The organism is Streptomyces sp. NPDC046881 (genome assembly GCF_040645015.1).
In the GTDB taxonomy this organism is placed as follows: domain Bacteria; phylum Actinomycetota; class Actinomycetes; order Streptomycetales; family Streptomycetaceae; genus Streptomyces.
Window position 1 is genome coordinate 18,300 of the sequence record NZ_JBEYXJ010000035.1, and the last position, 26,690, is coordinate 44,989.

Sequence of the window (26,690 nt, forward strand, 5' to 3'; positions counted from 1 at the left end):
TAGGAGCGAGGCAGCCCAGGAGTATGGTCCATTTCCATGGCGAGTTCCTGGGCCACTCTGGGCGTCGACCTGCATCTCGAACCGAGCGGGACGGGCGGTGTGCGCCGGGGCCTGACCGACGCCCTGCGCGACGCGGTCCGCTCCGGCCGGCTCGCCCCGGGCACCCGGCTGCCGTCGTCCCGCTCCCTCGCCGCCGACCTCGGTCTTGCCCGCAACACCGTCGCCGAGGCCTACGCCGACCTGGTCGCGGAGGGCTGGCTCACCGCCCGGCAGGGCTCCGGCACCCGGGTGGCGGCCGGCGCCCCCCACGGCCCCACGGCACCCTCCGCCCCCGCGCCACCCCACCGCACCCCCGCCCTGCCGCGCCACGACCTCGTCCCCGGCACCCCCGACCTGGCCGCCTTCCCGCGCACCGAGTGGCTCAAGGCCACCCGCCGGGCCCTGGCCACGGCCCCCTTCCACGCCCTCGGCTACGGCGACCCGCGCGGCCGCCCCGAACTGCGCACCGCCCTCGCCGGTTACCTCGCCCGGGCCCGCGGGGTGCGCACCGACCCCGACACCCTCGTGATCACCGCGGGCTTCTCGCACGCCCTGACCCTCCTCGGCAAGGTCCTGCGGGCCCGCGGGGTGCGCACGGTGGCCGTGGAGTCGTACGGCCTCGACGTCCACTGGGCGCTGCTGCGCGCCGCGGGGCTCGCCACGCCCCCGCTGCCCTACGACGACCTCGGCACGGATCCCGGCGAGCCGGGCGCGGCCGGCGCGGTCCTGCTCACCCCCGCCCACCAGTTCCCGATGGGCGTGCCCCTGCACCCCGACCGGCGGGCCGCCGTGGTCGCCTGGGCCCGCCGCACCGGCGGGCTGATCCTGGAGGACGACTACGACGGCGAGTTCCGCTACGACCGCCAGCCCGTCGGCGCCCTGCAGGGCCTTGCCCCCGACCGGGTCGTCTACCTCGGCACGGCCAGCAAGTCGCTCGCGCCCGGACTGCGGCTGGGCTGGATGGTGCTGCCGCCGGCCCTGGCCGCGGAGGTGGCCTCGGCCAAGGGCCGTGCGGACACCGTCGGCGCGCTGGAGCAGCTCACCCTCGCGGAGTTCCTCACCTCCGGCGCGTACGACCGCCACGTCCGCTCCTCCCGCCTGCGCTACCGCCGCCGCCGCGACGCCCTCACCGCGGCCGTGACCGCCCGGGCCCCCGAGGTCGGGGTCACCGGCATCGCCGCCGGCCTGCACGCGGTCCTGCGCCTGCCCCCGGGCACCGAGGAGTCCGTGGTCCAGGCCGCGGCCTGGCAGGGCCTGGCCCTCCACGGCCTCTCCTTCCACCGCCATCCGCAGGCCGTCACGGAGCGGCTGGACGCCCTGGTCGTCGGCTACGGAACGCCTCCGGACAGCGCGTGGGCGGGGGCCTTGGAAGCGTTGTGCCGGGTGTTGCCCTAGGGCCCGCGGGAGCCTGTACCCGCCAACCGCAGGGGGGTTGTAAAGGAGGACCGAACAGGAGCATATTCTTTTGGCGCCCTCGGGGGCTGCGTGATTTTTCGCGGGGGAGGGTATGGGGCGCAACTTTCTCACCACAAGAACCGAACGTGTCCGCAGGCATGTTCGAACTCACCTTTCGCGTGCTCTGGTCAGTTCGGTCAGTTCCGTCGCCGTACTCGCGGGATTCCTGTCGGCGGCCGGAGTGGTGTGGCCCCTGTGGTCCTATGTGGCCCTGTGCATCGCCGGCGCACTCGTCTTCCTCGGCGCCTTCGCCGTGCCGCCCGCGCAGTTGCGGTACGTGGTGCTCGCCGCCAGTTACACCGATTCCCAATTGGCTCCGCGGCGGTCGTCGATGCGGGAAGTCGCGCCGGGAGCGCCGGTACGCCGTGTGGCCTCGGCCGCGGTGGACGATCCGGTGTATCTGGGGGGCCTGCGCGCCCTGCTTCCCTCCGAGGCGCCATTGATCGTCGTTCCGAGCGGCTCCCGGGACCTGCCCGACCCGGGTGAATTACCGGTTCCGATCCGTGCCAACCGCAAGGGCTACTCCTTCGTGCAACTGGACCGGTCCGCACTCGGTGTTCCCGTCCCCGACGTCACCTTCAGCAGGGAACTGCCGGCCGGGGCCCCGGACGGGGACCATTCGGGCGCCGTACGCGACCTCACCTTCGCCGCGCGGCTGGCCGCCGCCCTGGCGGAGCCCGGGCATGCGGTTCCGCTGCTCATGCCGGAACACTGCGTCGACGCCCGCCGGCTCGCGGAGCACGACGTCGTCGTGGTCGGCGGGCCCGACGTCAATTTCTGGCACGCCGCCCTGTACGAGACGGTGTTCGCTTCTTTCGCCACACCCACCAGCAGCGTCCCGCTGGCGATGGGCATGCGGAGCGAACGAAAAGGCGTGGCGAACTATGGATCGACCTATGTGCATGTGAATCTCGACGGGCTTGCGGGCGTTTTTCCCTTGGCCGAATCCGACGCATACGACATCGACGACCGCCTGTATCCTGCGTATGGAATGATTCTTGCCTGCCGGAATCCGTTCGCCGCGGCGATGGGAAAGTCCCATTGGTGCACGTTCGTTGCAGGACTCACTTCGGTCGCCACGGCGGGAAGCGTCAGCGCCCTCGCCGAAATTCTGCACATCATGCGCGCCGACCCGGAGCGCAACTTCCACAGCCCCGTCCCCACGGCCGGCCGGAACGTCCAGGCGAATGTGTCGGCGTTGCTCTGCCGGGTGCTGGAGGTCGAATACCCGATCATGCGCCGGGACGGCGCACTGGTGCCGAGACAGCGACACTCCCTGCCGGCGGAGGGCCGGGATCCGCACCACAGTTCCTCCGGAATACCCACGAAAGTCCAGTACCTCGATTTCCGGGGTGCCCAGCCGCTCTGGCGCGATGTGACAGCAGATCAGTGAAAACCGGGGGGCGACGCGATGATGCACTTACCGGAGAGCTGCCAGGTGGCCGTCGTCGGATCCGGCATCGCCGGGCTGACCCTGGCGCGGGAACTCGCTCTGTCGGGTGTGCGGTCCTGTGTGGTGCTCGAAGCGGGACCGGCCGGCGATCTCCGGCACAAGAACAGCCTTCCCGGGGACGTCGGGCTGCGCCTGTGGCACACGGCCGCGGCCGATCCGTACTTCGCCCGCTCCTGGTCCAGCGACCGCCCGCCCCACTTCCACCGGGCCTCCGGCATCCGGCGCCGGGTCGGCGGCCGCTCGCTCTACTGGCACGGTGTGTGCCTCCCGATCGAGAACGACGTACTGCGGGCCGGGGCATGGCCCCCGTCGGTCGTCGACGCCCTGGGCTCCGTGAGCGGCAGCGGGCTGTACGCCGACACGGCACGACGGTTGGAGGACTGGCTCGGCGAGCCGCTGGACGCCTCCCGGGGGCCCCTGGAGGCCGCCGTGCTGAAGTGGCTCCTCGCCCAGGGCTACTTCGCCCGGACGGTGCCGCAGGCGGCCCGGTTCGACCGCGCCACCGGCATCCGCGTTCCGTACTCCCCGGTCGAGCACTGGCTCAGGGAGGACCCGGGGGGCCTGCCTCCGGTGCACGCGCGGTGCGAGGTCCTGGAGATGACCCCGACGGCCTCCGGCCGGGTGGCCCTGACCCTGGACTCCGGCGGGAGCCGCCGGGTCCTCGTCGCGCAGCGCGTGTGCCTCGCGGCGGGCACGCTGCCGACCACCGTACTGGCGGGCCGCCTGATGATGCGGGTGGCAGGGACGGACGAGTGCCGTCTGGAAGGCCTGAACGACCACATCGTGCAGGGGTTCACCGCCTCCGTGCCGCGCCGCGTGCTGGCTCTGCCGCGCCTGCCCGGCGACGCGCTCTGCTACGTCCCCAGGACGGACCCCACGGAATCCAACCTCTTCCTGGACGTCACGGAGACCTCCGATCCCGACCGGGTGCTGCTCACCGCGTGGACCATGGGCGAGCAGGTGGGCGGCGACTCGGCGGTACGCGTCCCCAGGGACCCCGGTGCCCCGGCCCTCGTGGACGTCCGGCTGAGCGAGCGGGACCACCGCGTGATCCGGCACCAGACGCGGCAACTGAGGGAACTGGCCGAGCGGTTGGCGGGGAACCCGGTGCTCACCGGCGAGTGGCACTTCGCCGCGGGCTCACCGGAGTACCTCCCGGCCCGCACCCGGGCCCGGGCACATGGCGACGACGGCGACGGCATCGCCTTCTTCCCCTACGTCTATCCCCTCGGCAGCGTGGACCACGAGTCCGGCACGCTGCCGCTCGGGTCCCCGCTCGCCGACGACTACGGAGCCCTGCGGTGCCTGCCGGCCGTCCGCGTCGCGGGGCCGGCCGCCTTTCCCCGATCCGGTGCGGCGAACCCCTCGCTGACCACCATGGCCCTGGCCGCAGGACAGGCCAGGGCCACGTCCTCGACCCTGTGACCACCCGCGACACGACCGCGTGACATCCCTTCGGAGGCACCCGTGCACCTTCCCAGCGACCTGGTATCGGCCTTCCGCGGCGGACGCGGCGCAGTCTTCGTGGGTGCCGGCGCCTCGGTCGACGCGGGCCTGCCGACCTGGCAGCAGTTCGTCACCCGGCTCGCCCTGGAACTGGACATCGACCCGGGCCCCGACGGGGGCTTCCCCACGGCCGAGCTGAACAAGATCCCGCAGTACTACGAGAACCGGTTCAACCGCCGGCTGCTGCTCTCCGCGGTGCAGGAACTGCTGGGCGACCGGCGGAACGTGGGGTCGCAGGTGCACCGCCTCCTGGCCCAGCTGCCCTGCACCACCTTCTACACCACCAACTACGACGAGTTGCTGGAGGACGCCCTCCGGGACCAGGGGCAGCGGTTCAGCGTCGTGGCGAGCGAGGAGGCGGCACGGGCCTCCTCCGACATCCACGGGCACGTGGTCAGGAAGATCCACGGGACACTCTCCCAGCCGCAGACACTGATCATCACGAGGGACGACTACGCGCGGTTCGTCAACGCGAACAGCGTCACGATCAACACGCTCCAGAGCGACCTGATCCACCACATGTTCCTGTTCGTCGGGTACAGCCTGAGCGATCCCGACTTCAACAACATCTACGACAACGTCCTGTACAACATGGGGAACATGGCGCAGACGCACTACCTGTGCGTGCCGCACGCCTCGGCGTTGGAGATCGACGACCTCGCGCGCCGGGGCATCAAGACGATCGACCTCTCGGTCTGGCCCGGGGCGAACCCCAGCGAGCAGCTCAAGTCGTTCCTGTCGGACCTCGCCAACGCCACGAGCGACCTCGTGCACATCGAGAGGTTCTTCAAGGGGCTGCGGAACGGTGACCGGGTGCCGCTGGTCATAAGCTCGACCCTGAACGACGGTGAGCAGTTCGTCTTCTACCCGGACTGTGACGTCCGCGTCGCCCAGCAAGTGGAACGCGCACTGGAGCGCATGGGGGTGTCGACCCGCTGGGTGGCCGATCAGGTGGCCCTGGAGGAGGCGGACACGTACATGGGGGACAATGTCGTCCTGATCTGCTCACCCTTCGGCAACAAATTCACTCGCCGGGTCTTCGAGGAACTGGGTCCCGGAAACATCTGCGTACGCTTCTGCCACACGAACGGGAAGCGCTACATCCAAGACCTGAAAACGGCCAGGGAATACATCGCGGACGATCCCTCGCAGCCACCCGGGAACGCCGAGATGTCGGACTACTGCGTCATCGCCCGGTACCGCAACCCGTGGAATCCGAGCAAACACATCTACTTGTTCGCCGGAATCTACGCCATCGGGACGCACGCCATCTCGCAGTACCTCTCGAACCTCATGAACTACCGGCACCTGCCCGACGATCCCGAGGACTCGGTCGCCTTGCTGCGGGTGTCCTTCGTCGATCACGACCCGTACAACTACGACTACGAGGTGGCCTTGCACGAGGTCCTGTGAGGCGCCTCAGCCGGCGAAGATCGCGTCCGCCGGAAAACGCAGGTCGATCTTGGATCGGATCGCGTCCATCGTTTCCATGACGGACAGGGTCTCGTCCAGCGGCATGAGCGGACTCTCCAGCCGGCCGGCCGCGAGGCACCGGCTGACCTCCTCCGCCTCGTGCTCCATCCCGTTGCCGCGGTGCGGGAACTGGTGGGGGATCCGGCTGCCGTCGCTCAGCAGCAGGTCGAAGGCGGTGGGGTTGTACCAGCGGTCCATCTCGATGCGTCCGCCGGTGCCCAGGATCACGGCGTGCGCGGGGGAGTCGACCTGGATGCTGCACATCAGGCTGGTCAGCTGACCGCCTTCGTGCGTGAGGACGGCCCCGGTCTGCTCGTCCGCGCCCGTGGTCGCACGGGTGCTGGTCGCCGCGATGCCGACGGGACGCCCGAAGAGCTGGTGGGCCAGTGAGACCGGGTAGATGCCGATGTCCATCAGGGCGCCGCCGCCGAGCTCCAGGTTCCGCAGGCGGTGCGTCGGATCCGGGTCGCTGTACCAGCCGAGTTCGGCCACGAGGGCGCGCGGCTGGCCGATCGTGCCGTCGGCGACCATGCGCATCACTTCCCGCATCGCAGGAGTGAATCTCGTCCACATGGCTTCCATCAGGAAGACGCCGTGCTCGCGTGCCGCCCGCACCATGTCCGCTGCCTCGGAATGGTTGATCGCAAACGGCTTTTCGCACAGGACGGGCTTTCCGTGCTCAAGCGCGAGGAGAGACGCCGATCGGTGTTCCGTGTGCGGGGTGGCGACATACACGGCATCGACCTCGGGATCCCGCATCAGTGCCTGGTAACCGCAGTGCACCCGGACCTCGGGTGCCAAACGCGTGAGGCGCGCCGCGTTCCTGATGTCGCGCGTGCCGACGGCCACCAGTCGCGAGCCGTCGGTCACCCGCAGCGCTTCGGCGAACGCGACTGCGATTTTTCCCGTACCGACGATGCCCCAGCGCGTCATTCTGGCTCCTAGAGACGGTGATCGTGTCTTTCAGGGCGTTGCGGGACACGGATATGGTCGCTCACCCATGCAGGAAACGTCTCGATCTGGGCATCGGTTACTGTTCGCGGCGACATCATCCCCTGGCGGCCCTGTGCTAAACGTCCGATCAGGGGTTCCCGGTGGTGAAACGGTCGAGTGTTCAGCGCACTTACCACATCAGTGCATAAGGCCGGTGACTGTTTGCGCCGCCCCCGCGAAAGAAGCTCATCGGGCCGCACTCGGCACTCACACACCTTCGGCCGCCCCCTCCTCCGCCGGCGCCTCCCCGAACCGGGCCAGCAGCAACGCCCCCGCCACCGCCACCGCGAAGCCCAGCGCCGCCACCCCGGCCATGCCCTCCCGCGTCCGGTCGCCGAGCCAGACCACCCCCACCGCGGCCGGACCGATCGTCTCCCCGATCACCAGCCCCGCCGTCGCGGTCGTCACCGAGCCCCGCTGGAGGGCCGAGGTGAGCAGGAGGAACGCGGCGCCGCCGCCGAGCAGCAGCGCGTACGCCGCCGGGTTGACCAGCAGGTCGCCCGGCCGCAGCGAGTCGATCAGCCGGACCGCCACCTCCACGACCCCGAACCCGCACCCGGCGCCGAGCCCCAGCAGCAGTGCCCGGGCCCGGCCGGACAGGCGCCCGCCGATCCCGCCGAGCAGCAGCACGCCCACGGCGGCCGCGAGCATCGCGTACGGCAGCCAGTCCGGGCCGGTCCGGTCGCCCTCGGTGCCCGAGGCCAGTCCCAGCAGGGCGAGCCCGGCGCACACCACCCCGACGGCGCCCCACTCCAGGCCGCTCAGCCGGACCCCCAGCAGCCGCGCCGCCACCACGGCGGTCACCGCGAGGCTCGCCGCCAGGGCCGCGCCCACCGCGTAGATCGGCACCGACCGCAGGGCCGCGATCTGCAGCAGGAAACCGAGCCCGTCGAGCGCGAGCCCGGCGAGGTAGCGCCACTGCCGCAACGCCCGCAGCAGCAGCGCCGCGTCCCCGCCGCCGCTCTCCCCGGCGCCCGCCTCTCGCGCGGCCACCGCCTGCAACACCGTCGCGGTTCCGAAGCAGACCGCCGCGCCCAGGGCGCACACCATTCCGAACAGCACGAAGCGACTCTAGGCGAGCGGGAGATCACGGACCCCCTCGTGCGGGTACTCACACCGATCTCTAGGCTGGCCGCCGAACTCCACATCCGACGGGGGAGACACCACCATGGAGCGCACACACCGGCCACTCCGTTCCGGCACGGTCGTCCTGGGCGGCGTGGGCCTGCTGGCCGCCGCACTCACCGCCTGCTCGTCCGAACCGGACAAGCGCTGCGTCGACCGCGACAGCTACAACCTCACCAAGGGGTACAAGGTCGTCTCCGACAAGGACTGCAAGACGACGGGCACGCCCGGGAAGACGACGGGTAAGACCGGCAAGAAGAAGCTCAAGAAGCAGGTCGACGCCGCCTGGTACTACGAGGGCAAGGAGAAGGACGGCTGGGTCGACGGCGGTTCCTTCACCAAGCCCGGCGGGGGCTCGGGCAGCGGCTCGTCCGGCGGTGACGACGACGACCACCACAGCGGGAGCGGAGTCCATCGCGGGGGCTTCGGCGGCGGCAAGGGCAGCTCCGGCGGCTGACCGGAACACGCACATGGAACGCCGTACCCTCACCCCCCGCCCCGGCTGGCAGCAGACCGTCGAGGCCCAGGGCCTGGTCTACCCGCTCACCCGCCACCCCGACGGCTCGCTGCGCCCGTACTGGGACGAGAGCGCCTGCTACGTCTTCTCCCTGGAGGAAATCGAGGCGTTGGAGGAGACCGTCGAGGAACTCCACCGCATGTGCCTGGCCGCGGCCGGGCACATCGTGGCCGAGGACCGCCTCGCCGACCTCGGCATCACCGACCCGCGGGTGGCCGCAGCGGTCACCGAGGCCTGGCACCGCCGTGCCGAACTCCCGTCCGTCTACGGCCGTTTCGACCTCCGCTACGACGGCACCGGGCCGGCGAAGCTGCTGGAGTACAACGCGGACACCCCGACCTCTCTGGTCGAGGCCGCCTCCCCGCAGTGGTTCTGGATGGAGGAGCGCTTCCCCGGCGCCGACCAGTGGAACTCCCTGCACGAACGCCTGGTGGACGCCTGGCGCTCGCAGTCGGCCCTGCTGCCCCCCGGCAGCCCGCTGCACTTCGCGCACTCCTCGGCCGACGAACTCGGCGAGGACCTGATGACGGTCGCCTACCTCAAGGAGACCGCCGAGCAGGCCGGGCTCACCACCGACTGGCTCGCCATGGAGGAGATCGGCTGGGACAGCCTCTCCGGCCGCTTCGTCGACAACCGGCTCCGCTTCATCCGCGGCATCTTCAAGCTCTACCCGTGGGAGTGGCTCACCACCGACGCCTTCGGCGGGCACGTCCTGGACACCCTCGACAACGGCGGCGGCACCGGCAGCACCCTGTGGATCGAACCGGCCTGGAAGATGCTCCTGAGCAACAAGGCCCTGCTGCCGATCCTCTGGGAGCTGTACCCCGGCCATCCGAACCTCCTGCCCGCCTACCTGGACGGCCCCCGCGACCTGCCCGGCACCACCGGCTACGTCGCCAAGCCCCTCCTCGGCCGCGAGGGCGAGGGCGTCACCGTCCACCCCCCGGGCGCGCCGGCCGTCCTGCGCGACGAGCCCTGCTGCTACCAGCAGTTGGCCCCGCTGCCCGCCTTCGACGGCAACCACGTGGTCCTGGGTGCCTGGGTGGTCCGGGACGAACCGGCGGGCCTCGGCATCCGCGAGTCCACCGGCCTGATCACCGACGAGTACGCCCGCTTCCTGCCCCATGTGATCCTCTAGGGGTTTCGCCCGGATCAGGGCGCACTGGTTGCTCCCGACGAGAACCCCTGGCCCCCGAGCAGCCTCTCCACCGCCGCCCGTGCGTGCCGCGCGGGGGCGGGGTCGCCGGTGATGCCCGCGGTGACGACGGCTCCCTCGGCGAGCAGGAAGACCGGTTCGGTCAGGGGTGTGCCGGTGGCGCGCACCCAGGCGGCGAGCTGGTCGTGGAAGGCCTGTTTGTGGGCGCGGACCTCGGCCAGCACCGGCTCGGAGGAGGAGCCGAGTTCGCCGTGGGCGTTGATCCAGGCGCAGCCGCGGAAGCCGGGCTCGGCGAACCAGCCGGCGAGCCAGTCGAAGACCGCGAGGACCCGGGCGCGGGGGTCCGGGACGCTCTCCACGTGGGCGGCCAGGCTCGCGCGCCAGCGCCGGTCGCGGCGCCGGAGCATGGCGACCACCAGGTCCTCCTTGGTCGCGAACAGCCGGTATATCCGCTTCAGCGGCAGGCCGGACGCCTCGCGGACCCGGTCCATCCCGACCGCCTGGATGCCGTGCGCGTAGAAGAGCGCCTCCGCCGCGTCCAGGAGCGCCTCGCGGTCCAGGCGGGTCTGTTCCTCGGTGATCGGCGCGGGCATCCGGGGCTCCTTGACGTAGAGAACGGCCGTTCTCTACTTTAGTGGCCTGATGGAGAACGCTCGTTCTCGACCCGAGGAGGCGTCGTGCCCGAAGACCGCCCGCCCTACCCGCCCTTCACCCTGGAGACCGCCCGCCGGAAGGTGCAGGCCGCCGAGGACGCCTGGAACACCCGCGACCCCCACCGGGTCGCCCTCGCCTACACCCCGGACTCCGTCTGGCGGAACCGGGACCGGTTCCTCGCCGGCCGGGACGAGATCGTCGCCTTCCTGACGGAGAAGTGGCAGCGCGAACGGGACTACGCCCTGCGCAAGAGCCTGTGGAGCTTCGACGGCAACCGCATCGCCGTCCGCTTCCAGTACGAGTGCCGTGACGCCGACGGCCAGTGGTGGCGCTCCTACGGCAACGAACTGTGGGAGTTCGACGAGCACGGCCTGATGCGCCGCCGCGAGGCGAGCATCAACGACGTGCCCATCGACGAGGCCGACCGGCGCATCCTCGGACCCCGGCCGGCCGACGAGCACGACACCGACATCCCGCTGCACTGACCGCCCCTAGGTGCCCGCCAGCACCGCCCGCAGCTGTTCCAGCCCCCAGTCCAGGTCCTCCTCGCCGATCACCAGCGGCGGCGCGATCCGGACGGTCGACCCGTGGGTGTCCTTGACCAGGACCCCGCGGGCCAGCAGCCGCTCCGAGACCCGCCGAGCGGTGCCGACCGCCGGCGAGACGTCCACCCCGGCCCACAGCCCGCGCCCGCGCACCGCCGTCACCCGGCCCGTGGCCGGCAGCTCGCCCAGTGCCCGGTGCAGCCGCTCGCCCAGCCGGGCCGCCCGCTCCTGGTACTCCCCGGTCCGCAGCATCGCGATCACCTCCAGCGCCACCGCGCAGGCCAGCGGATTCCCGCCGAACGTCGACCCGTGCTCACCCGGCCGGAACACCCCGAGCACCGCCGCGCTCGACACCACCGCCGACACCGGCACGATCCCGCCGCCCAGCGCCTTGCCCAGCACGTACACGTCCGGTACGACCCCCTCGTGCTCGCACGCGAAGGTCCGCCCGGTCCGGCCCAGGCCCGACTGGATCTCGTCGGCCACGAACAGCACGTTCCGCTCGCGCGTCAGCTCCCGCACGCCGGCCAGATAACCGGCCGGCGGCACGATCACCCCGGACTCGCCCTGGATCGGCTCCAGCAGCACGGCCACGGTGTTCTCGGTGAGCGCCGCCCGCATCGCGGTCAGATCGCCGTACGGCACGATCTCGAACCCCGGCGTGTACGGCCCGTAGTCCGCCCGCGCCTCCGGATCCGTGGAGAAGCTGATCACCGTCGTCGTACGGCCGTGGAAGTTGCCGCCCGCCACGACGACCTTCGCCATCTCCGCGGGCACCCCCTTCACCCGGTACCCCCACTTCCGGGCCGTCTTGATCGCGCTCTCCACCGCCTCCGTGCCCGTGTTCATGGGCAGCACCATCTCCATCCCGCACAGCCGGGCCAGCTCCGTGCAGAACGCCGCGAACCGGTCGTGGTAGAAGGCGCGGGAGGTCAGCGTCACCCGGTCCAGCTGCCGCCGGGCCGCCTCCGCCAGCCGCCGGTTGCCGTGCCCGAAGTTCAGTGCCGAGTAACCGGCCAGCAGGTCCAGGTACCGCCGCCCCGCCACGTCCGTCAGCCACGCCCCCTCACCGGTGGCGATCACCACGGGCAGCGGGCGGTAGGTGGGCGCGCAGTGCGCGTCGGCGGCGGCGATCAGGTCTTCAGCAGCGGTCACGGCCTCTCCCGAGTACGTCCGGAAACGACGGCGAACCCCTTCATATCCTCGCTCGCATGGTGGACGCGGGACCTGCGCCGCCCGGCGCGCCCGGTAGTCTGACGAACGGGCCGTGACTGGCGCGCTGGGATGGGACGGACCATCAGGGAGCGGTCCGAGCGGGAAGAGTGCCGTGCGCCTGGGCCGAACGTGAACGCTGTACGCACACCGTCCGGAGGTCCCCGATGCCCGAGAATTCCGTCTCCCCCTCCACCGAGACCACGGCCTTCCGCGCCGCCCTCGACGTCATCCGCGCGGTGGAGCCGCGCGTCGCCGACGCCATCGGCCAGGAGGTCACCGACCAGCGCGGCATGCTCAAGCTGATCGCTTCCGAGAACTACGCCTCCCCGGCGACCCTGCTCGCGATGGGCAACTGGTTCAGCGACAAGTACGCCGAAGGGACCATCGGCCGCCGCTTCTACGCCGGCTGCCGCAACGTCGACACCGTCGAGGCCCTCGCCGCCGAGCACGCCCGCGAACTCTTCGGCGCCCGCCACGCCTACGTCCAGCCGCACTCCGGCATCGACGCCAACCTCGTCGCCTTCTGGGCCGTCCTCGCCGACCGCGTCGAGGCACCCTTCCTGGAGAAGACCGGCGTCCGCCAGATCAACGACCTCGGCGAAGCCGACTGGGCCGAGCTGCGCCAGGCCTTCGGCAACCAGCGCATGCTCGGCATGTCCCTGGACGCCGGCGGCCACCTCACCCACGGCTTCCGCCCGAACATCTCCGGCAAGATGTTCGACCAGCGCTCCTATGGCACCGACCCGGCCACCGGCCTCGTCGACTACGAGGCCCTGCGCGCCCAGGCCCGCGAGTTCAAGCCGCTGATCATCGTCGCCGGCTACTCCGCGTACCCCCGTCTGGTGAACTTCCGGATCATGCGGGAGATCGCCGACGAGGTCGGCGCCACCCTCATGGTCGACATGGCGCACTTCGCCGGCCTGGTCGCGGGCAAGGTGCTCACCGGCGACTTCGACCCGGTCCCGCACGCCCAGATCGTCACCACGACCACCCACAAGTCCCTGCGCGGCCCGCGCGGCGGCATGGTCCTGTGCGACGACTCCCTCAAGGACCAGGTCGACCGCGGCTGCCCGATGGTCCTCGGCGGCCCGCTCCCGCACGTCATGGCCGCCAAGGCCGTCGCCCTGGCCGAGGCCCGGCAGCCCGCCTTCCAGGACTACGCCCAGCGCATCGTCGACAACTCCCGCGCCCTCGCCGAGGGCCTGATCCGCCGCGGCGCCACCCTGGTCACCGGCGGCACGGACAACCACCTCAGCCTGATCGACGTCGCCACCTCCTACGGCCTCACCGGCCGCCAGGCCGAGGCGGCCCTGCTGGAGTCGGGCATCGTCACCAACCGCAACGCCATCCCGGCCGACCCGAACGGCGCCTGGTACACCTCCGGCATCCGCGTCGGCACCCCCGCGCTCACCACCCGCGGCCTCGGCACGGCGGAGATGGACGAGGTGGCCGCCCTGATCGACCGCGTCCTCACCACCACCGAGCCGGGCACCACCAAGTCGGGCGCCCCCTCCAAGGCGGCCCACGTCCTGGACGGGAAGGTCGCCGAGGAGATCTCCCAGCGGGCCACGGACCTGGTGGCGGGCTTCCCCCTCTACCCGCAGGTCGACCTCGGCTGAAGCGCCCCTCAAGGGGCGCGGGGAACTGCGCGACCGGCCCCCGCCGGCCCGCAGTTCCCCACGCACCGAACCCACCCCGTCTCTCTGCGACAATGAGGGGTATGGCTTCAGACCGTCCTCGCGTGCTCTCCGGTATTCAGCCAACGGCTGGCTCGTTCCACCTCGGCAACTACCTCGGCGCCGTCCGCCAGTGGGTGGCCCTGCAGGAGTCCCACGACGCCTTCTACATGGTCGTCGACCTGCACGCGATCACGGTCCCGCAGGACCCGAAGGAGCTGCGGGCCAACACCCGGCTCGCCGCCGCGCAGCTGCTGGCCGCCGGCCTGGACCCGGACCGCTGCACCCTCTTCGTGCAGAGCCACGTGCCCGAGCACGCCCAGCTGGCCTGGGTCATGAACTGCCTCACCGGCTTCGGCGAGGCCAGCCGCATGACCCAGTTCAAGGACAAGTCCGCCAAGCAGGGCGCCGAGCGGGCCTCCGTCGGCCTGTTCACGTACCCGGTCCTCCAGGTCGCCGACATCCTGCTGTACCAGGCCAACGAGGTGCCGGTCGGCGAGGACCAGCGCCAGCACATCGAGCTGACCCGCGACCTCGCCGAGCGCTTCAACGGCCGCTTCGGCGACACCTTCACGATCCCGAAGCCGTACATCCTCAAGGAGACGGCGAAGATCTACGACCTGCAGGACCCGACGGTCAAGATGAGCAAGTCGGCGTCCACGCCGAAGGGCCTCATCAACCTGCTCGACGAGCCCAAGGCCACGGCGAAGAAGGTCAAGAGCGCGGTCACCGACACGGACACGGTGATCCGCTACGACGTCGAGAACAAGCCGGGCGTCTCCAACCTCCTCACCATCTACTCCACGCTCACCGGCAGGACGGTCGCCGAGCTGGAGCAGGACTACGAGGGCAAGATGTACGGCGCGCTCAAGACCGACCTCGCCGAGGTCATGGTCGAGTTCGTGACGCCGTTCCGGGAGCGCACCCGGCAGTACCTGGACGACGCCGAGACGCTCGACTCGATCCTCGCCAAGGGCGCCGAGAAGGCGCGCGCCGTCGCCGCCGAGACCCTCGCGCAGGCGTACGACCGCGTGGGCTTCCTCCCGGCCAAGCACTGAGGCGTACGACCGCACGGGCCCGAGCGGGCGGAGCGCTGCACATCACTTCCGCTGCGCCTGCCCACAGGACACTCATGGCCGTACAGTCATAGCCGACGGCTGAGCAGAAAACAGACACGACGACAGGAGACGACGTGGGGACCGTAACGATCGGCGTCTCGATCGCGGTCCCGGAGCCTCACGGCAGCCTGCTCCAGGAGCGGCGCGCGGGCTTCGGCGACGCCGCGGCTCACGGCATCCCCACCCACGTCACGCTGTTGCCGCCGACCGAGGTCGAGCAGGCCGACCTGCCGGCGGTCGACGCGCACCTCGCCCGGGTCGCCGCGGCCGGCCGGCCGTTCCCGATGCGGCTGTCCGGCACCGGCACCTTCCGGCCCCTGTCGCCGGTGGTCTACGTCCGGATCGTCCGGGGCGCCGAGGCCTGCACCTGGCTGCAGCAGCGGGTCCGGGACGCCTCCGGACCGGTGGCGCGCGAGCTGCAGTTCCCGTACCACCCGCACGTCACCGTCGCGCACGGCATCGACGACGCGGCGATGGACCGCGCCTTCGAGGAACTGGCGGACTTCGAGGCCGAATGGCCGTGCACCGGCTTCGCGCTGTACGAGCAGGGCGCCGACGGCGTCTGGCGCAAGCTGCGCGAGTACACCTTCGGCGGCTCCGTCGTACCGCCCCAGCCGGGCCACGCGGACGTGTGCGCCCGGCGCGTCGCGCCGTGACGCGCCCCCGTCCGGGACGCTAGACCCCCAGCCTGCGGAACAGGGGCCGCGGAGTGTGGCGCAGCGCCGACATCACGAACCGGAGCGCGCCCGGCACCCACACCGTCTCCGAGCCGCGGCGCAGGCCGAGTTCGATGGCCGTGGCCACCGCCTCCGGGGTGGTGGCGAACGGGGTCCGCGGCCGGCCCGCCGTCCGCCGCGTCCGCACGAAGCCGGGGCGTACGACCATGACGTGCGCGCCGGTGCCGTGCAGGGCGTCACCGAGACCCTGGGCGAAGGCGTCGAGGCCGGCCTTGCTGGAGCCGTAGATGAAGTCGGCGCGGCGGGCGCGTTCGGCCGCGGCGGCGGACAGCACGACGAGGGAGCCGTGGCCCTGGGCCTGGAGCGCGCCGCCGGCGACCAGGCCCGCCGAGACGGCCCCGGTGTAGTTGGTCCGGGCGACCTGCACGGCGCGGGCCGGGTCGCGTTCGTCGTGCGCCTGGTCGCCGAGGATGCCGAAGGCGAGCAGCACCAGGTCGACGGGCCCCTCGGCGAAGACCTTGCCGAGGACGGTCTCGTGGGACTCGGGGTCGAGCGCGTCGAAGGCGACGGTGTGCACGTCCGCGCCGAGCGCGCGCAGGCTCCCGGCGGCGTTCTCCAGCGCGACGGAGGGGCGGCCGGCGAGCCACACCGTGCGGGTGCGGCGGGCGATCAGCCGGCGCGCGGTGGCCAGCGCGATCTCGGACGTGCCGCCGAGGACGAGCAGGGACCTGGGCAGTTCGGTGGCATCCTTCATGACAGTTGACCGTATCGCCCCCATATGCCCGTTCGGGCGCAGAAACGCGGTGTTGACGTCTCCGTGGACCGGGCACATTCGGATCATGGACTGGCTGAAGAAGCTGCCCGGCATCGGGCCGATCGTCACCCGGCTGACCGCCACCCACGCGTGGCGGTCCTACGAGCGGCTGGACCGGGTGAAGTGGGCCCGGCTGGCCGCCGCCATGACCTTCGTCAGCTTCGTGGCGCTGTTCCCGCTGCTGACCGTGGCCGCCGCGATCACCGCCGCCACGCTCAGCCCGGCCCGCCAGAAGACCGTGGAACACCGGATCGCCGACCAGTTCCCGGGCCTGTCCGACCAGTTGGACCTCACCTCCCTGGTGCAGAACGCCGGCACGGTCGGTGTCATCGCGGGCGCCGTGCTGCTGTTCACCGGCATCGGCTGGGTCGGCCAGGTACGGGACTGCCTGCGCGCGGTGTGGGAGCTGCCGGACCGCGAGGAGAACCCGGTGGTCACCAAGGCCAAGGACGCCGGCATCCTGCTCGGCTTCGGCGGCGCCCTGCTGGTCACCCTCGCCGCGTCCACCCTGGCCTCGGCCGCGGTCGGCTGGCTGTCCCGGCAGTTCGGCCTGGACGAGCACAGCTGGGGCAGCGTCCTGCTGCAGATCGCCGCGTTCGCCGTCGCCGTGCTCGCCGACTTCCTCGTCCTGCTCTACGTGCTGACCCTGCTGCCCGGGGTCGAGCCGCCGCGCCGCCGCCTGCTGGTCGCCGCGCTGCTCGGCGCGATCGGCTTCGAACTGCTCAAGCTGCTGCTGAGCGGCTACATCCAGGGCGTCGCCGCGAAGAGCATGTACGGCGCGTTCGGCGTCCCCGTGGCACTGCTGCTGTGGATCAACTTCACCGCCAAACTGGTCCTGTTCTGCGCCTCCTGGACGGCGACCGGCAGCAAGCAGGCCGAACTCACGGGCGCGTCCGACGGCGCATCAGGTCCGGCAGCGGCCACCGGCGGTTGACCAGGAACGCCCCGCTCCCGAGCAGCACCAGCAGCCCGCCCGCGACGGCCAGGGCGATCCCGGCCCCGCCGGCACCGGACGCGGTGGTGGCGCTCGCCGCCGGCCGCGCACCCGACCCGCCGGTCCCGGAACCCCGCCCCGCCGCCTGCGCCGCGTCCTGCCCGGTGGACGCCCCCGGGTCGGGCCGCGTGGTGGCGGCGCTCCTCGGCGGCACCAGCTCGCCCACCGGTTCGACCTTGCCGACCGCCTGGAAACCCCAGTCGAACAGCTTCGCGGTCTCCTTGTAGACCTCGTTGTGCTCGTGCTTCTCCGGATTCATCACCGTGACCAGCAGTACCTTGCCGCCCCGTTCGGCGACCCCGGTGAAGGTGGCGCCGGCGTGCGTGGTGTTGCCGTTCTTCACGCCCGCGATGCCCGGGTAGACGGGCACGTCGCTGTCGCCGCTCAGCAGCCGGTTGGTGTTGCGGATCTCGCCGGAGCCGAATTTCGCGCTCACCGTCGAGCAGTAGTCGCGGAAGTCCTTCTTCTGCAGCCCGGAGCGGGCGAACAGCGTCAGGTCGTACGCCGACGACACCTGTTCCGGTGCGTCGTAGCCGTCGGGGGAGACCACGGTGGTGTCCAGGGCCTGCAGTTCCTCGGCGTGGTCCTGCATGTCCTCGACGGTCCGCGCGACACCGCCGTTCATCGCGGACAGCACGTGCACCGCGTCGTTGCCCGAGCGCAGGAAGACCCCGAGCCACAGATCGTGCACCGAGTAGGTGCTGCCCTCCTTTATCCCGACCACGCTGGAGCCGGCGCCCACGCCCTTGAGGTCTGTCGGCGTCACCTTGTGCACGGTGCCCTTGGGGAACCGGGGCAGCACGGTGTCCGCGAACAGCATCTTCAGCGTGCTCGCCGGGGGCAGCCGCCAGTGCGCGTTGTGCGCGGCGAGGACCTCGCCCGACTCGGCGTCGGACACGATCCAGGACCGGGCGGTGAGGTCCTTGGGCAGTACGGGGACGCCGGGGGCGAGGTTGACCTGGGTGCCCGGCTGCCCGAGCCGGGCGCCCCCCACCGTGGACATCCGGGCCGGGGGAGTGGCCGTCGGGCTCGGGGAGGGGGTCGGCGCGGCGAGCGCGGCGGGCGCGGTGACGGACAGCGACAGCAGGGTGGCGGAGGTGACCAGCAGGGATCGGCGGGCGGTCGTCTTCGGTGCGGGCACGGTCGAGAACGTACCCGTACCGGACCGCGAAGTCCCGCCTGCCGCCCCACCCCCGACACGGAGCCGGACACCGGACGGCGATACTGGACTCATGAAGCTCAGCCGCCCGGTCTCCTGGTTCCTGCTCGCGTTCGGAGTGTGGTCCTGGGTCATCTGGGTCACCTTCGTCAAGAACCTGATCAAGGACAGCAGCGGACTCGCCTTCGACGACGGCCACCCGACCGCGTACTTCTGGGTGCATCTGCTGCTGGCGGTCGTGTCCTTCGTATTGGGGACGGTCATCGGGGTCATCGGGTTGCGCGGGCTGCGCGCACTGCGCCGGAACTCATAGCGGGGGACCGGCCGGGGTGATCATCGTCTTCGCGCTCGTCGCCCTGGCCGTCCTGGCCGCCGTGGCGGGCCTGCACTGGTACGTGTGGCGGCGCCTGGTCCGCGACACCACCCGCGGCCCGGGCCCGGCCCGCCGCGCCGGCACCGCGCTCTTCGTCACCGGCCCGCTCCTGGCGATCGCGGCCCTGGTGTCGGAACGCACGGGCGCCCCCTTCTGGCTCCAGCGCACCCTGTCCTGGCCGGGCTTCCTGTGGCTGGCGCTGGCCCTGTACCTGCTGCTCGCGGTGGCGGCCGGCGAGGCGATCCGCCCGCTCCTGCACCGAGCACTCACCCACCGACCCCACCCCACCGAAAACCCCGCGCCCTCACGTCCCGACGGCCCGGACGAGAACCCCGTGCGCTCGCGTCTGGACCGCACGAACGAGAACTCCGCGGGAGTGCCGCTGGACGGCCCAGGTGGAAATCCCGTGGGCGCGCCTCTCGACCGGCCGAGCGAGAACTCCGCGGGCGCAACTCTCGACCGCCCGGACGAGATCTCCGCGGGAGTGCCTCTGGACCGGCCGAGCGAGAACTCCGCGGGAGTGCCTCTCGGCCGCCCGGTCGAGAACCCCGTGGGCGCGCCTCTGGACGGCCCAGGTGGAAATCCCGTGGGCGCGCCTCTCGACCGGCCGAGCGAGAACTCCGCGGGCGCAACTCTCGACCGCCCGGACGAGAACTCCGCGGGCGGGCCTCTCGACCGCCCGAGCGAGAACCCCGTGGGTGCACCTCTCGACGGCCCAGGCGGGAACCCCGTGGGCGCGCCTCTCGGCCGGCCGAGTCGGGTGGTGGGTGGGCGGGGGACGGGGGTCCAGGGGGCGGAGCCCCCTGGTGCGCCCGCCGTGGCACCGGCCGCCCAGGACCCCACGCGGCGCCTGGTCGTATCCCGCCTCGTGGCCGGCGCAGCGGCAACCGCCGCCCTGGCGACCGTCGGCCACGGCACCTACGGAGTCCTCCGCGGCCCCCGCGTCCGACGCGTCACCGTCCCCCTGGCCAAACTCCCCCGCGCGGCCCACGGCTTCCGCATCGCCGTGGTCAGCGACATCCACCTCGGCCCGATCCTCGGCCGCGGCTTCGCACAGCGCGTCGTCGACACCGTCAACGCCACCCGCCCCGACCTGATCGCGGTCGTCGGCGACCTGGTCGACGGCAGCGTCAAGGACCTCGGCCCCGCCGCGGCCCCCCTCGCCCGGCTCCGGGCCCGGCACGGCGCCTACTTCGTCACCGGCAACCACGAGTACTTCTCCGGCGCCGAACAGTGGGTCGAGGAGGTCCGTCACCTCGGCCTGCACCCGCTCCAGAACGCCCGCACCGAGCTGCCCTTCTTCGACCTGGCCGGGGTGAACGACGTACAGGGCGAGAGCGAGGGGCAGGGCCCGGACTTCGGCAAGGCGCTCGGCGACCGGGACCGGGCCCGCGCGTGCGTGCTGCTCGCCCACCAGCCGGTGCAGATCCACGAGGCCGTCCGGTACGGCGTGGACCTCCAGCTGTCCGGACACACCCACGGCGGCCAGCTCTGGCCCGGCAGCCTGCTCGCCGCCGCGGCCAACCCGACCGTCGCCGGGCTCGACCGCTACGGCGACACCCAGCTGTACGTCAGCCGGGGCGCGGGAGCCTGGGGCCCGCCCACGCGCGTGGGGGCGCCGTCGGACGTCACGGTGATCGAACTGGCCGCCACCCGCGCGTGACCGGAACCTCACCCACAGTTCTTCCACAACTGGACAGAAAGCCCTTCCGCGAGGTGAAAGCCGTGTGATTAGGTGAGCCGCGTCACTCAAGGGGAAGTGGCTGGGGAGGGCACCACCATGCGATCTGTTCGCATGCGGATTCTCGTGACGCTGCTCGTGCTCGCCGTCGTGGGGATCGGCGGTTGGCAGTTACTGCCGTTACCGGGGAACAAGGGCCGCACCATCACCGTCGGCACGACGGACGCGGTCACCGCACTCGACCCGGCCGGCGCCTACGACGCCGGTTCCTGGGCCTTGTTCAGCAATGTGTTCCAGACGCTGCTGACCTTCGAGCCGGGCGGCGTCGAGCCGGTCCCGGACGCGGCGAGGAGCTGCGGGTTCGAGGGCAGCGGCCTGAAGGCGTACCGGTGCACCCTGCGCTCCGGGATCACCTTCCCGAGCGGGCGCGCGATGACGGCCGAGGACGTCAAGTACTCCTTCGACCGGGTCAAGAAGATCAACTCCGACGTCGGACCGGCGTCCCTGTTCGCCACGCTCGCCTCGGTGACCGCCGACGACGCGCACACCGTCACCTTCCACCTCTCGTCCGCCGACGCCACCTTCCCACTGAAGGCCGCCACCGGCGCCGGGTCGATCGTGGACCGGGAGAAGTACCCGGCCGACGCCCTGCGCACGGACGCCGCCGTCGACGGCACCGGGCCGTACACCCTCACGGCGTACACCAAGGGCGAGAAGGCCGTCCTCGCGCCGAACGGGCACTACGAGGGGTACCTGAGCGGCACCGGCCGCCCGATCGAGCTGCGCTACTACGCCGACTCGGCCAGGCTCGACCAGGCCTGGAAGGACCGGCGGATCGACGTCGCCACCCGGACCCTGGCGCCGCGGGTGCTCTCCGCGCTGAACCCGAGCGACCCCGATCAGCGGGTCACCGAGTCCGACAGCGCCGAGATCCGCAACCTGTACCTGAACACCCGCTCCGGTTCCCCGCTGCACGACCCGCGGGTGCGCCGGGCGATGGCCTGGCTGGTCGACCGCGAGCAGCTGGCCGCGACGGTCTACCAGGGCACGGTCGACCCGCTGTACTCGCTGATCCCGACCGGCATCACCGGCCACACCACGTCGTTCTTCGACACCTACCCGGCCCGGAGCGCCCGCAGGGCCCGCGAGCTGCTCACCGGGGCCGGGGTGAGCCTGCCGGTGCGTTTCACCCTGGGCTACGGCACCGGCCGGGGCGCGGGCGCGGAGGAGGCCGCGGAGCTGAAGAAGCAGCTGGAGGCGAGCGGCCTGTTCCGGGTGGACGTCAAGGGCTACGAGTGGACGGACTTCCAGAAGCGCTGGGCCGCCGGGAAGATGGACGCCTGGGCGGTCGGCTGGGTGGCCGACTACCCCGACCCGGACACCTTCGGCGCCGCGCTCGTCGGCACCGGGTCGACCATGAGCACCGGGTACAGCAACAACCTGGTCGACCATCTCATCCTGGACAGCCGGCAGTTCGCCGACCGCGGCCGGGCCGCGAAGGACTTCAAGGAGATCCAGGCGGACGTGGCCGAGGACGTCCCGCTGATCCCGCTGTGGCAGCGCAAGGAGTACGTGGTCAGCACCGAGGACGTGGGCGGCGGCCAGTACCTGACGGACGGCACGGGGGTGTTCCGGTTGTGGCGGCTGAACTGGATCTGATCAGTCGGCCTTCTTCTGCCCGGCCTTGATGATCTGCTCGACGTCCAGGGTGACCTTGGCGCCGATGGAGTCGGGCAGCGTGACGGTCTCCCCGGGAGCGTGGACACGGTGGTTCGTGTACTCGCTCCCTTCGGGTTCGGTGAGCACGTGGAGGCGCTGGTGCTTGCGGTCGACCACGAGGTAGACGGGCACCCTGGCCTCGGCGTACGCCCCGACCTTGGTCTTCAGGTCGTCCCGCCAGTTGCCGGAGGTGACCTCCAGGACCAGGCGGAAGCACACCGGGTCGTAGGCGTTGTTCTCGATGAAGTGGTCGTCGATGTCGGCGTCCACGACGACCAGGTCGGGGATGCAGTAGTCCTCGGCCCCGGTAGGGAGCTTGATCGCGACGCTCTGGAGGACCTCGGTCTCCGCGCCGTGCAGTCCGGCGGCGAGGAAGGGAATCATGAGATCGGTCAGAACGCGGGCGTGGGGGGCATCCGGTGAAGGGGTCACGAGGAGATGGCCTCCGATGATCTCGACGCGGTAGCCCGGATGGCGCTCCATGATCTCGTCGGCGATGGCCGTCAGGGAGAACGGCTCGTCGGCGTCGAAGGGCTGCTCGACGGATGCAGCGGACATCGCGTGCCTCCTAGGGGCTGGTGTCGAGAGCATCATCGTAGGCAGCCGGAACCCCAGGTGTCCCGTTCCCGCACCTTCACCCGGAAGCGATCACTCGCCCTGCCCCCGCCCCCGCCCCGGATCCGGCAGCACCTTCGTCATGCCCGGCAGGAAGTCCGTGAACAGCTCGTGGACCTCCAGGACGAGGGGCCGCAGGACCCGGAAGCGGGCCAGGGAGACGCCGCGGGCGGTCAGGCGGGCCCCCCGCCGTGCCAGCCGGTAGCTGCGCTCCCGCCCCTCCGTGCGGTCGAAGATCCAGTACAGGACCAGGCCCATCTGGGAGAGCCACATCAGCTCGGGAAGGACGTCCCGCAGTTCGGGCGCCACCTTGGACTTGGAGCCGGCCAGCACCTCCCGGTGCACGCTGATGGCCTGCTCGCGGGCGTGCTCGCTCTCCGGCGAGAAAGGGCTGAGCGGGCTGTCGGGGTCGGCGGCGTTCTTGAAGAACTGGACGGCGAACTCGTGGTACGGCCGGGCGATGTCCAGCCACGCGGTCAGCACGCCCGCGAGCCGCGCCTCCAGATCGGTCTCCTGGTCCAGCACCTCCCGGACCGCCGCCCGGTGGTCGGCGGCGATCCGGTCGTAGAACCCCTGGATCAGGTGTTCCTTGCCCTCGAAGTAGTAGTAGGCGTTGCCGACGGAGACCCCGGCCTCCTTCGCGATGGCCCGCATGGTCGTCTTGTCGTACCCGCGCTCCTGGAACAACCGCATCGCGGTCTCCAGGATCAGCGCACGGGTCTGCTCGGACTTGCTGCTCTGGGGGCCGGCCGCGTCGGGGCCGTCGTTCTTCGCGGGCACGGTAGAAGAGCCTAACGACTGGCGGGAGCGGCCCCGGCGCCGGACGGCGGGGAGTAGCTCCAGCCCGTACGGGGGTGGTACGACCAGCCGTCCGTCCGCCGGTACGCCCGCCCGCCCCACTGTCCGTCGCGCCGCCGCACGTCCCGCCACTTCGCCGCGGCGAGCACGGCCCCCCGGGCCAGCCGGGCGCCCGCCGGGGTGGCGAGCCTGTGGGCGAGGGGGCGGTGCTCGCGCAGCGCCCACAGGACGACGATCCAGGCGCGCGAGCCCCGGTAGACCTGCCCGGCGTCACCGACGACGGTGACCTCCTCCAGGCTTCCCGAGTGGTCCAGCCCCGGGAAGCGGGCGCGGGCCGCGGCGGAGCCGGCCGGCAGCAGTTCCAGCGGCACCAGCTGGGGCTGGCGGGCCAGCCAGCCGCGCAGGTGGGTGCACAGGACGCACTCGGCGTCGTACAGGACGGTCAGGGCGCGGACCGGGGCGCCCGCGGCGCCCCGGCCGTCCGTGGTGGTCACGGAGGTCATGCCGGTCACGCCCCGGCCGTCGGCGCGATCCACTCCTGCGGGCCGACCGGGGGCCGCTGCTCCCGCTCCATGACCCCGCGCCGGCGGATCCGGTTGAGCACGTACACGTTGCCCAGGTGCATCACGCCGAGCACCAGCAGCACCACGCCGAGCTTGGTCGACAGGGCCTCGAAGATGCCGCGGGTGTCCTCGATCGTCGCGTCGTCCCCCAGGTACAGCGCCACGAAGCCGAGGTTGACCAGGTAGAAGCCGACCACCAGCAGGTGGTTGACGGCGTCCGCGAGCTTCTCGTTGCCGCGCAGGACGTCGGCCAGGAAGATCCGGCCGTTGCGGCTGAGCGTGCGGGCCACCCAGACGGTCAGTGCGACGCTGACGACCAGGTAGATGACGTAGGCGATGACGGTGCGGTCCATGCCCCACCCCTTCTTGAACGCGTTCAAAAAACGCTGACAGGGATGACTGTAGACCTGTTTTTGAACGCGTTCAACACGGGGGTGGGGGTCAGCTCCGGCGGGCCAGCGCCGGGCGCTTGGTGTAGTCCGTGAGGCCGAGGACGTTCCCCCACGGATCGGCGAGCTCCACGGTCCAGCCGGTGGCCCCCTGGAACACCTCGTCCAGGGGCGCGACACCCAGGGCCGCCAGCCTCCGCGCCGCCGCCCGCGCGTCCGGCACCTCCAGCCAGATCCGCGGCGAGGGCCAGTGCGGCGGCCGGTGCCGCAGTCCCTCCTCGGCGCGCAGCAGGATGCCCGGCGTCTCCGCGCCGACCTTCAGCAGGGCGATCCCGGCCTCGTCGAACCGGAAGCCCACGGCGAACCCGGCCTGCTCGTAGAAGGCGACCGCCTCGGCCAGGTCGCCGACGGGGAGCAGCACGTTGTCGAAACCGAGCAGTTCGTACGACTCTTCGTCTGACATGTCGTCACATTAAGAGCAGTGGTCCCGGGAAGCGAGGAGCCCCACCGGAGCGGACTCCGGTGGGGCTCGTCGGGGGACCCTTCAGCGGCTCACTGCGGGAAGGCCGGGTCCAGCTCGAGCTCCGAGGCGCCGCTCGTCGTGATGCCCTTGGCGGTCGCGCGCAGCAGCACGCTCGGGTGGTAGAGGTCGCCCGAGACCAGCAGGTCCGCGTCGCCGTCCCGGTCGAAGTCGCGCAGGCGGACGAACAGCCCGAGCATCTCGGACTCGGTCGGGCTGCCCGGCACACCCGCCGTGGCCCGGGTGAACCACTGGGAGCCGGTGCCGGTCAGGCCGCTCCTGCCGCCCCGCAGGACGTGCACACCGCCCGCGTTCTGCACCGAGCCGGACTCCTCCTCGGGCACGCCGACCGCAAGGTCCGGGTAGCCGTCGCGGTTGGTGTCGCCGGCGGAGAGCGCGTACCCGAACCGGTCGTTGCGCGTGGCCGCGGTCGCCACTCCGGAGGTGGACTGGGTCAGCCGGTAGGACGTGGTCGGGCCGCTCGCACCGCCGCGCAGCACCACCACGGCACCCGCGCCCTTGTTGTACGGCTTGTCGCTGACGGCCAGGTCGCCGTAGCCGTTCTTGTCGAAGTCGGCGATCACCCCGGTCGCGCTGAAGTCCACCTGCGAGGCGTTGTACGTCGTGTACTTGCCGCGCTTGATGGTGGAGCCGCCCTGCACGAACCACGCGGCCTGCACCATCTTGTCGTTCTCGTAGCCCTGGCCGAGCACGTACAGGTCCGTGGCGCCGTCCTTGGTGACCCTGCCGGTGACGATCTCGCTCGGCTCGAGCACGTGGGCGCCGCTGGGGCTGACCTCCAGCTTGGTGACGCTGCCCGTCGTACCGGTCTGGGAGAAGCCGCCCCGGTAGACGAAGAGGGTGCCCGTGTCGTCGGCGACGGCCAGGTCCGGCCTGCCGTCACCGTTGAAGTCGCCGGAGGCGAGGGCCGCGCCGAACGCGATGCTCGACCTGGCCGGGATCCGCGTGGCCTTCGCGCCGAGCCCCGCCTTGGCACCCCACAGGATGGTGACCGCGCCCGCCCCGGCCTTCGTACCGACCTTCTCGGTGGGGTCGGCGACGGCGAGGTCGGCGTACCCGTCCCGGTTGAGGTCGGCGTTCGCGACATGGTTCCCGAACCCGTCGCCGTAACCCCCGGCGTCTCCGGCCTTGCTGGGGATGTTGGGGCTGTCCTGGGTGAACCGGACCGTCTTCGGGCCGGGACCGGTCGCCGTGCCGTAGGTGACGGTGACCTCGCCGCCCCAGCCGGACGCGTAGTCCCGGTAGCCGTCGCCGTTGAAGTCGTCGGCGTACTTCGCGGGCGTCGCCGCGGCGGCCGGACCGGCCGCGAGGGTGAGCAGCCCGCCGGTGAGCGACAGGGCCGTGGCCGTCGCCACGGCGAGCTTTCTGTGCGTGCGCATGTGTCTCCTTGATCGCGTACCCAGGAGACGCACGAAGGGGTCGGACAGTTGTACGGCGAGGGC

Annotated in this window: 26 protein-coding genes and 1 riboswitch; of the genes, 14 read left to right on the forward strand and 12 right to left on the reverse strand. The window is 71.6% G+C overall.

Features of this window, described 5'->3' with window-relative positions:
* The first annotated feature begins 36 nt into the window (after nucleotides 1–36).
* The 4 genes from ABZ923_RS18865 to ABZ923_RS18880 all read left to right on the forward strand — a co-directional run bounded on the left by ABZ923_RS18865 (nucleotide 37) and on the right by ABZ923_RS18880 (nucleotide 5,866).
* Nucleotides 37–1,434, forward strand: coding sequence for a PLP-dependent aminotransferase family protein (locus ABZ923_RS18865; RefSeq protein WP_361472713.1), 1,398 nt, complete (start codon nucleotides 37–39; stop codon nucleotides 1,432–1,434).
* 112 nt (nucleotides 1,435–1,546) lie between these two features.
* The gene (locus ABZ923_RS18870) at nucleotides 1,547–2,887 is read left to right on the forward strand and encodes a hypothetical protein (protein WP_361472715.1); all 1,341 of its coding nucleotides are present in this window, start codon (nucleotides 1,547–1,549) and stop codon (nucleotides 2,885–2,887) included.
* Between the two features lie 18 nt (nucleotides 2,888–2,905).
* Complete coding sequence (locus ABZ923_RS18875; protein WP_361472718.1) at nucleotides 2,906–4,372, forward strand: GMC oxidoreductase; 1,467 nt, start codon at nucleotides 2,906–2,908, stop codon at nucleotides 4,370–4,372.
* Nucleotides 4,373–4,414: 42 nt separating this feature from the next.
* The gene (locus tag ABZ923_RS18880; protein WP_361472721.1) at nucleotides 4,415–5,866 is read left to right on the forward strand and encodes an SIR2 family protein; all 1,452 of its coding nucleotides are present in this window, start codon (nucleotides 4,415–4,417) and stop codon (nucleotides 5,864–5,866) included.
* A gap of 6 nt (nucleotides 5,867–5,872) precedes the next feature.
* On the opposite strand, the gene ABZ923_RS18885 is transcribed toward ABZ923_RS18880, so the two are convergent.
* A complete protein-coding gene (locus ABZ923_RS18885; RefSeq protein WP_361472724.1) occupies nucleotides 5,873–6,859 on the reverse strand; it encodes a Gfo/Idh/MocA family oxidoreductase in 987 nt (328 codons plus the stop codon).
* Between the two features lie 267 nt (nucleotides 6,860–7,126).
* On the reverse strand, nucleotides 7,127–7,969 hold the full coding sequence (locus ABZ923_RS18890) for a hypothetical protein (RefSeq protein ID WP_361472835.1): 843 nt from the start codon (nucleotides 7,967–7,969) through the stop codon (nucleotides 7,127–7,129).
* A gap of 118 nt (nucleotides 7,970–8,087) precedes the next feature.
* Between ABZ923_RS18890 and ABZ923_RS18895 the strand changes: the two genes are divergently transcribed.
* Both ABZ923_RS18895 and ABZ923_RS18900 read left to right on the forward strand, forming a co-directional pair.
* Nucleotides 8,088–8,501, forward strand: a complete 414-nt coding sequence (locus tag ABZ923_RS18895; RefSeq protein WP_361472726.1) for a hypothetical protein — start codon at nucleotides 8,088–8,090, stop codon at nucleotides 8,499–8,501.
* Nucleotides 8,502–8,514: 13 nt separating this feature from the next.
* The gene (locus ABZ923_RS18900) at nucleotides 8,515–9,699 is read left to right on the forward strand and encodes a glutathionylspermidine synthase family protein (protein WP_361472728.1); all 1,185 of its coding nucleotides are present in this window, start codon (nucleotides 8,515–8,517) and stop codon (nucleotides 9,697–9,699) included.
* 14 nt (nucleotides 9,700–9,713) lie between these two features.
* Here the strand turns inward: ABZ923_RS18900 and ABZ923_RS18905 are convergent, their stop codons facing one another.
* Entirely contained in the window at nucleotides 9,714–10,310 is a 597-nt protein-coding gene (locus tag ABZ923_RS18905; protein WP_361472730.1) for a TetR/AcrR family transcriptional regulator, read from the reverse strand.
* Nucleotides 10,311–10,394: 84 nt separating this feature from the next.
* Here ABZ923_RS18905 and ABZ923_RS18910 point away from each other — a divergent pair, with 84 nt between their 5' ends.
* The gene (locus tag ABZ923_RS18910) at nucleotides 10,395–10,856 is read left to right on the forward strand and encodes a nuclear transport factor 2 family protein (RefSeq protein ID WP_361472733.1); all 462 of its coding nucleotides are present in this window, start codon (nucleotides 10,395–10,397) and stop codon (nucleotides 10,854–10,856) included.
* A gap of 6 nt (nucleotides 10,857–10,862) precedes the next feature.
* On the opposite strand, the gene rocD is transcribed toward ABZ923_RS18910, so the two are convergent.
* Nucleotides 10,863–12,071 (reverse strand): ornithine--oxo-acid transaminase, encoded by a 1,209-nt coding sequence (rocD, locus tag ABZ923_RS18915; protein ID WP_361472736.1) that lies wholly within the window; start codon nucleotides 12,069–12,071, stop codon nucleotides 10,863–10,865.
* A 102-nt stretch (nucleotides 12,072–12,173) separates the two neighbouring features.
* Nucleotides 12,174–12,262: riboswitch (ZMP/ZTP riboswitch) on the forward strand.
* Nucleotides 12,263–12,295: 33 nt separating this feature from the next.
* On the opposite strand from rocD, the gene ABZ923_RS18920 reads away from it, so the two are divergent.
* From ABZ923_RS18920 to ABZ923_RS18930, 3 genes are all read left to right on the forward strand, one after another.
* Nucleotides 12,296–13,750: a glycine hydroxymethyltransferase gene (locus tag ABZ923_RS18920; protein ID WP_361472739.1), complete on the forward strand. Its 1,455-nt coding sequence runs from the start codon at nucleotides 12,296–12,298 to the stop codon at nucleotides 13,748–13,750.
* A 101-nt stretch (nucleotides 13,751–13,851) separates the two neighbouring features.
* Entirely contained in the window at nucleotides 13,852–14,865 is a 1,014-nt protein-coding gene (gene trpS / locus ABZ923_RS18925) for a tryptophan--tRNA ligase (protein ID WP_361472742.1), read from the forward strand.
* Between the two features lie 134 nt (nucleotides 14,866–14,999).
* Entirely contained in the window at nucleotides 15,000–15,581 is a 582-nt protein-coding gene (locus ABZ923_RS18930; RefSeq protein ID WP_361472745.1) for a 2'-5' RNA ligase family protein, read from the forward strand.
* 19 nt (nucleotides 15,582–15,600) lie between these two features.
* On the opposite strand, the gene ABZ923_RS18935 is transcribed toward ABZ923_RS18930, so the two are convergent.
* A complete protein-coding gene (locus tag ABZ923_RS18935; RefSeq protein WP_361472747.1) occupies nucleotides 15,601–16,356 on the reverse strand; it encodes a decaprenylphospho-beta-D-erythro-pentofuranosid-2-ulose 2-reductase in 756 nt (251 codons plus the stop codon).
* 85 nt (nucleotides 16,357–16,441) lie between these two features.
* Between ABZ923_RS18935 and ABZ923_RS18940 the strand changes: the two genes are divergently transcribed.
* On the forward strand, nucleotides 16,442–17,350 hold the full coding sequence (locus ABZ923_RS18940; RefSeq protein ID WP_361472750.1) for a YihY/virulence factor BrkB family protein: 909 nt from the start codon (nucleotides 16,442–16,444) through the stop codon (nucleotides 17,348–17,350).
* Here ABZ923_RS18940 and ABZ923_RS18945 read toward each other — a convergent pair.
* Nucleotides 17,298–18,551, reverse strand: a complete 1,254-nt coding sequence (locus ABZ923_RS18945; protein WP_361472753.1) for a D-alanyl-D-alanine carboxypeptidase — start codon at nucleotides 18,549–18,551, stop codon at nucleotides 17,298–17,300. The two genes, ABZ923_RS18940 and ABZ923_RS18945, sit on opposite strands and share 53 nt — an antisense overlap.
* Nucleotides 18,552–18,642: 91 nt before the next feature.
* Here ABZ923_RS18945 and ABZ923_RS18950 point away from each other — a divergent pair, with 91 nt between their 5' ends.
* The 3 genes from ABZ923_RS18950 (at nucleotide 18,643) to ABZ923_RS18960 (ending at nucleotide 22,282) form a co-directional block, all read left to right on the forward strand.
* Nucleotides 18,643–18,882 carry an SCO4848 family membrane protein gene (locus ABZ923_RS18950; RefSeq protein ID WP_100827849.1) on the forward strand — a complete coding sequence of 80 codons (240 nt, stop codon included), beginning with the start codon at nucleotides 18,643–18,645 and terminating at the stop codon, nucleotides 18,880–18,882.
* Between the two features lie 16 nt (nucleotides 18,883–18,898).
* The gene (locus ABZ923_RS18955) at nucleotides 18,899–20,605 is read left to right on the forward strand and encodes a metallophosphoesterase (protein WP_361472755.1); all 1,707 of its coding nucleotides are present in this window, start codon (nucleotides 18,899–18,901) and stop codon (nucleotides 20,603–20,605) included.
* A gap of 132 nt (nucleotides 20,606–20,737) precedes the next feature.
* Nucleotides 20,738–22,282, forward strand: a complete 1,545-nt coding sequence (locus ABZ923_RS18960) for an ABC transporter substrate-binding protein (RefSeq protein ID WP_361472758.1) — start codon at nucleotides 20,738–20,740, stop codon at nucleotides 22,280–22,282.
* On the opposite strand, the gene ABZ923_RS18965 is transcribed toward ABZ923_RS18960, so the two are convergent.
* The 6 genes from ABZ923_RS18965 to ABZ923_RS18990 all read right to left on the reverse strand — a co-directional run bounded on the left by ABZ923_RS18965 (nucleotide 22,283) and on the right by ABZ923_RS18990 (nucleotide 26,627).
* Entirely contained in the window at nucleotides 22,283–22,900 is a 618-nt protein-coding gene (locus tag ABZ923_RS18965) for a Uma2 family endonuclease (RefSeq protein WP_361472760.1), read from the reverse strand.
* A gap of 90 nt (nucleotides 22,901–22,990) precedes the next feature.
* Nucleotides 22,991–23,737: a TetR family transcriptional regulator gene (locus ABZ923_RS18970; RefSeq protein ID WP_361472763.1), complete on the reverse strand. Its 747-nt coding sequence runs from the start codon at nucleotides 23,735–23,737 to the stop codon at nucleotides 22,991–22,993.
* A gap of 11 nt (nucleotides 23,738–23,748) precedes the next feature.
* The gene (locus ABZ923_RS18975; RefSeq protein WP_361472766.1) at nucleotides 23,749–24,258 is read right to left on the reverse strand and encodes a DCC1-like thiol-disulfide oxidoreductase family protein; all 510 of its coding nucleotides are present in this window, start codon (nucleotides 24,256–24,258) and stop codon (nucleotides 23,749–23,751) included.
* Nucleotides 24,259–24,263: 5 nt separating this feature from the next.
* Entirely contained in the window at nucleotides 24,264–24,671 is a 408-nt protein-coding gene (locus ABZ923_RS18980; RefSeq protein ID WP_361472768.1) for a hypothetical protein, read from the reverse strand.
* An 88-nt stretch (nucleotides 24,672–24,759) separates the two neighbouring features.
* Nucleotides 24,760–25,170: a VOC family protein gene (locus tag ABZ923_RS18985; RefSeq protein WP_361472770.1), complete on the reverse strand. Its 411-nt coding sequence runs from the start codon at nucleotides 25,168–25,170 to the stop codon at nucleotides 24,760–24,762.
* Between the two features lie 89 nt (nucleotides 25,171–25,259).
* The gene (locus ABZ923_RS18990; RefSeq protein WP_361472773.1) at nucleotides 25,260–26,627 is read right to left on the reverse strand and encodes an FG-GAP and VCBS repeat-containing protein; all 1,368 of its coding nucleotides are present in this window, start codon (nucleotides 26,625–26,627) and stop codon (nucleotides 25,260–25,262) included.
* Nucleotides 26,628–26,690: the final 63 nt, after the last annotated feature.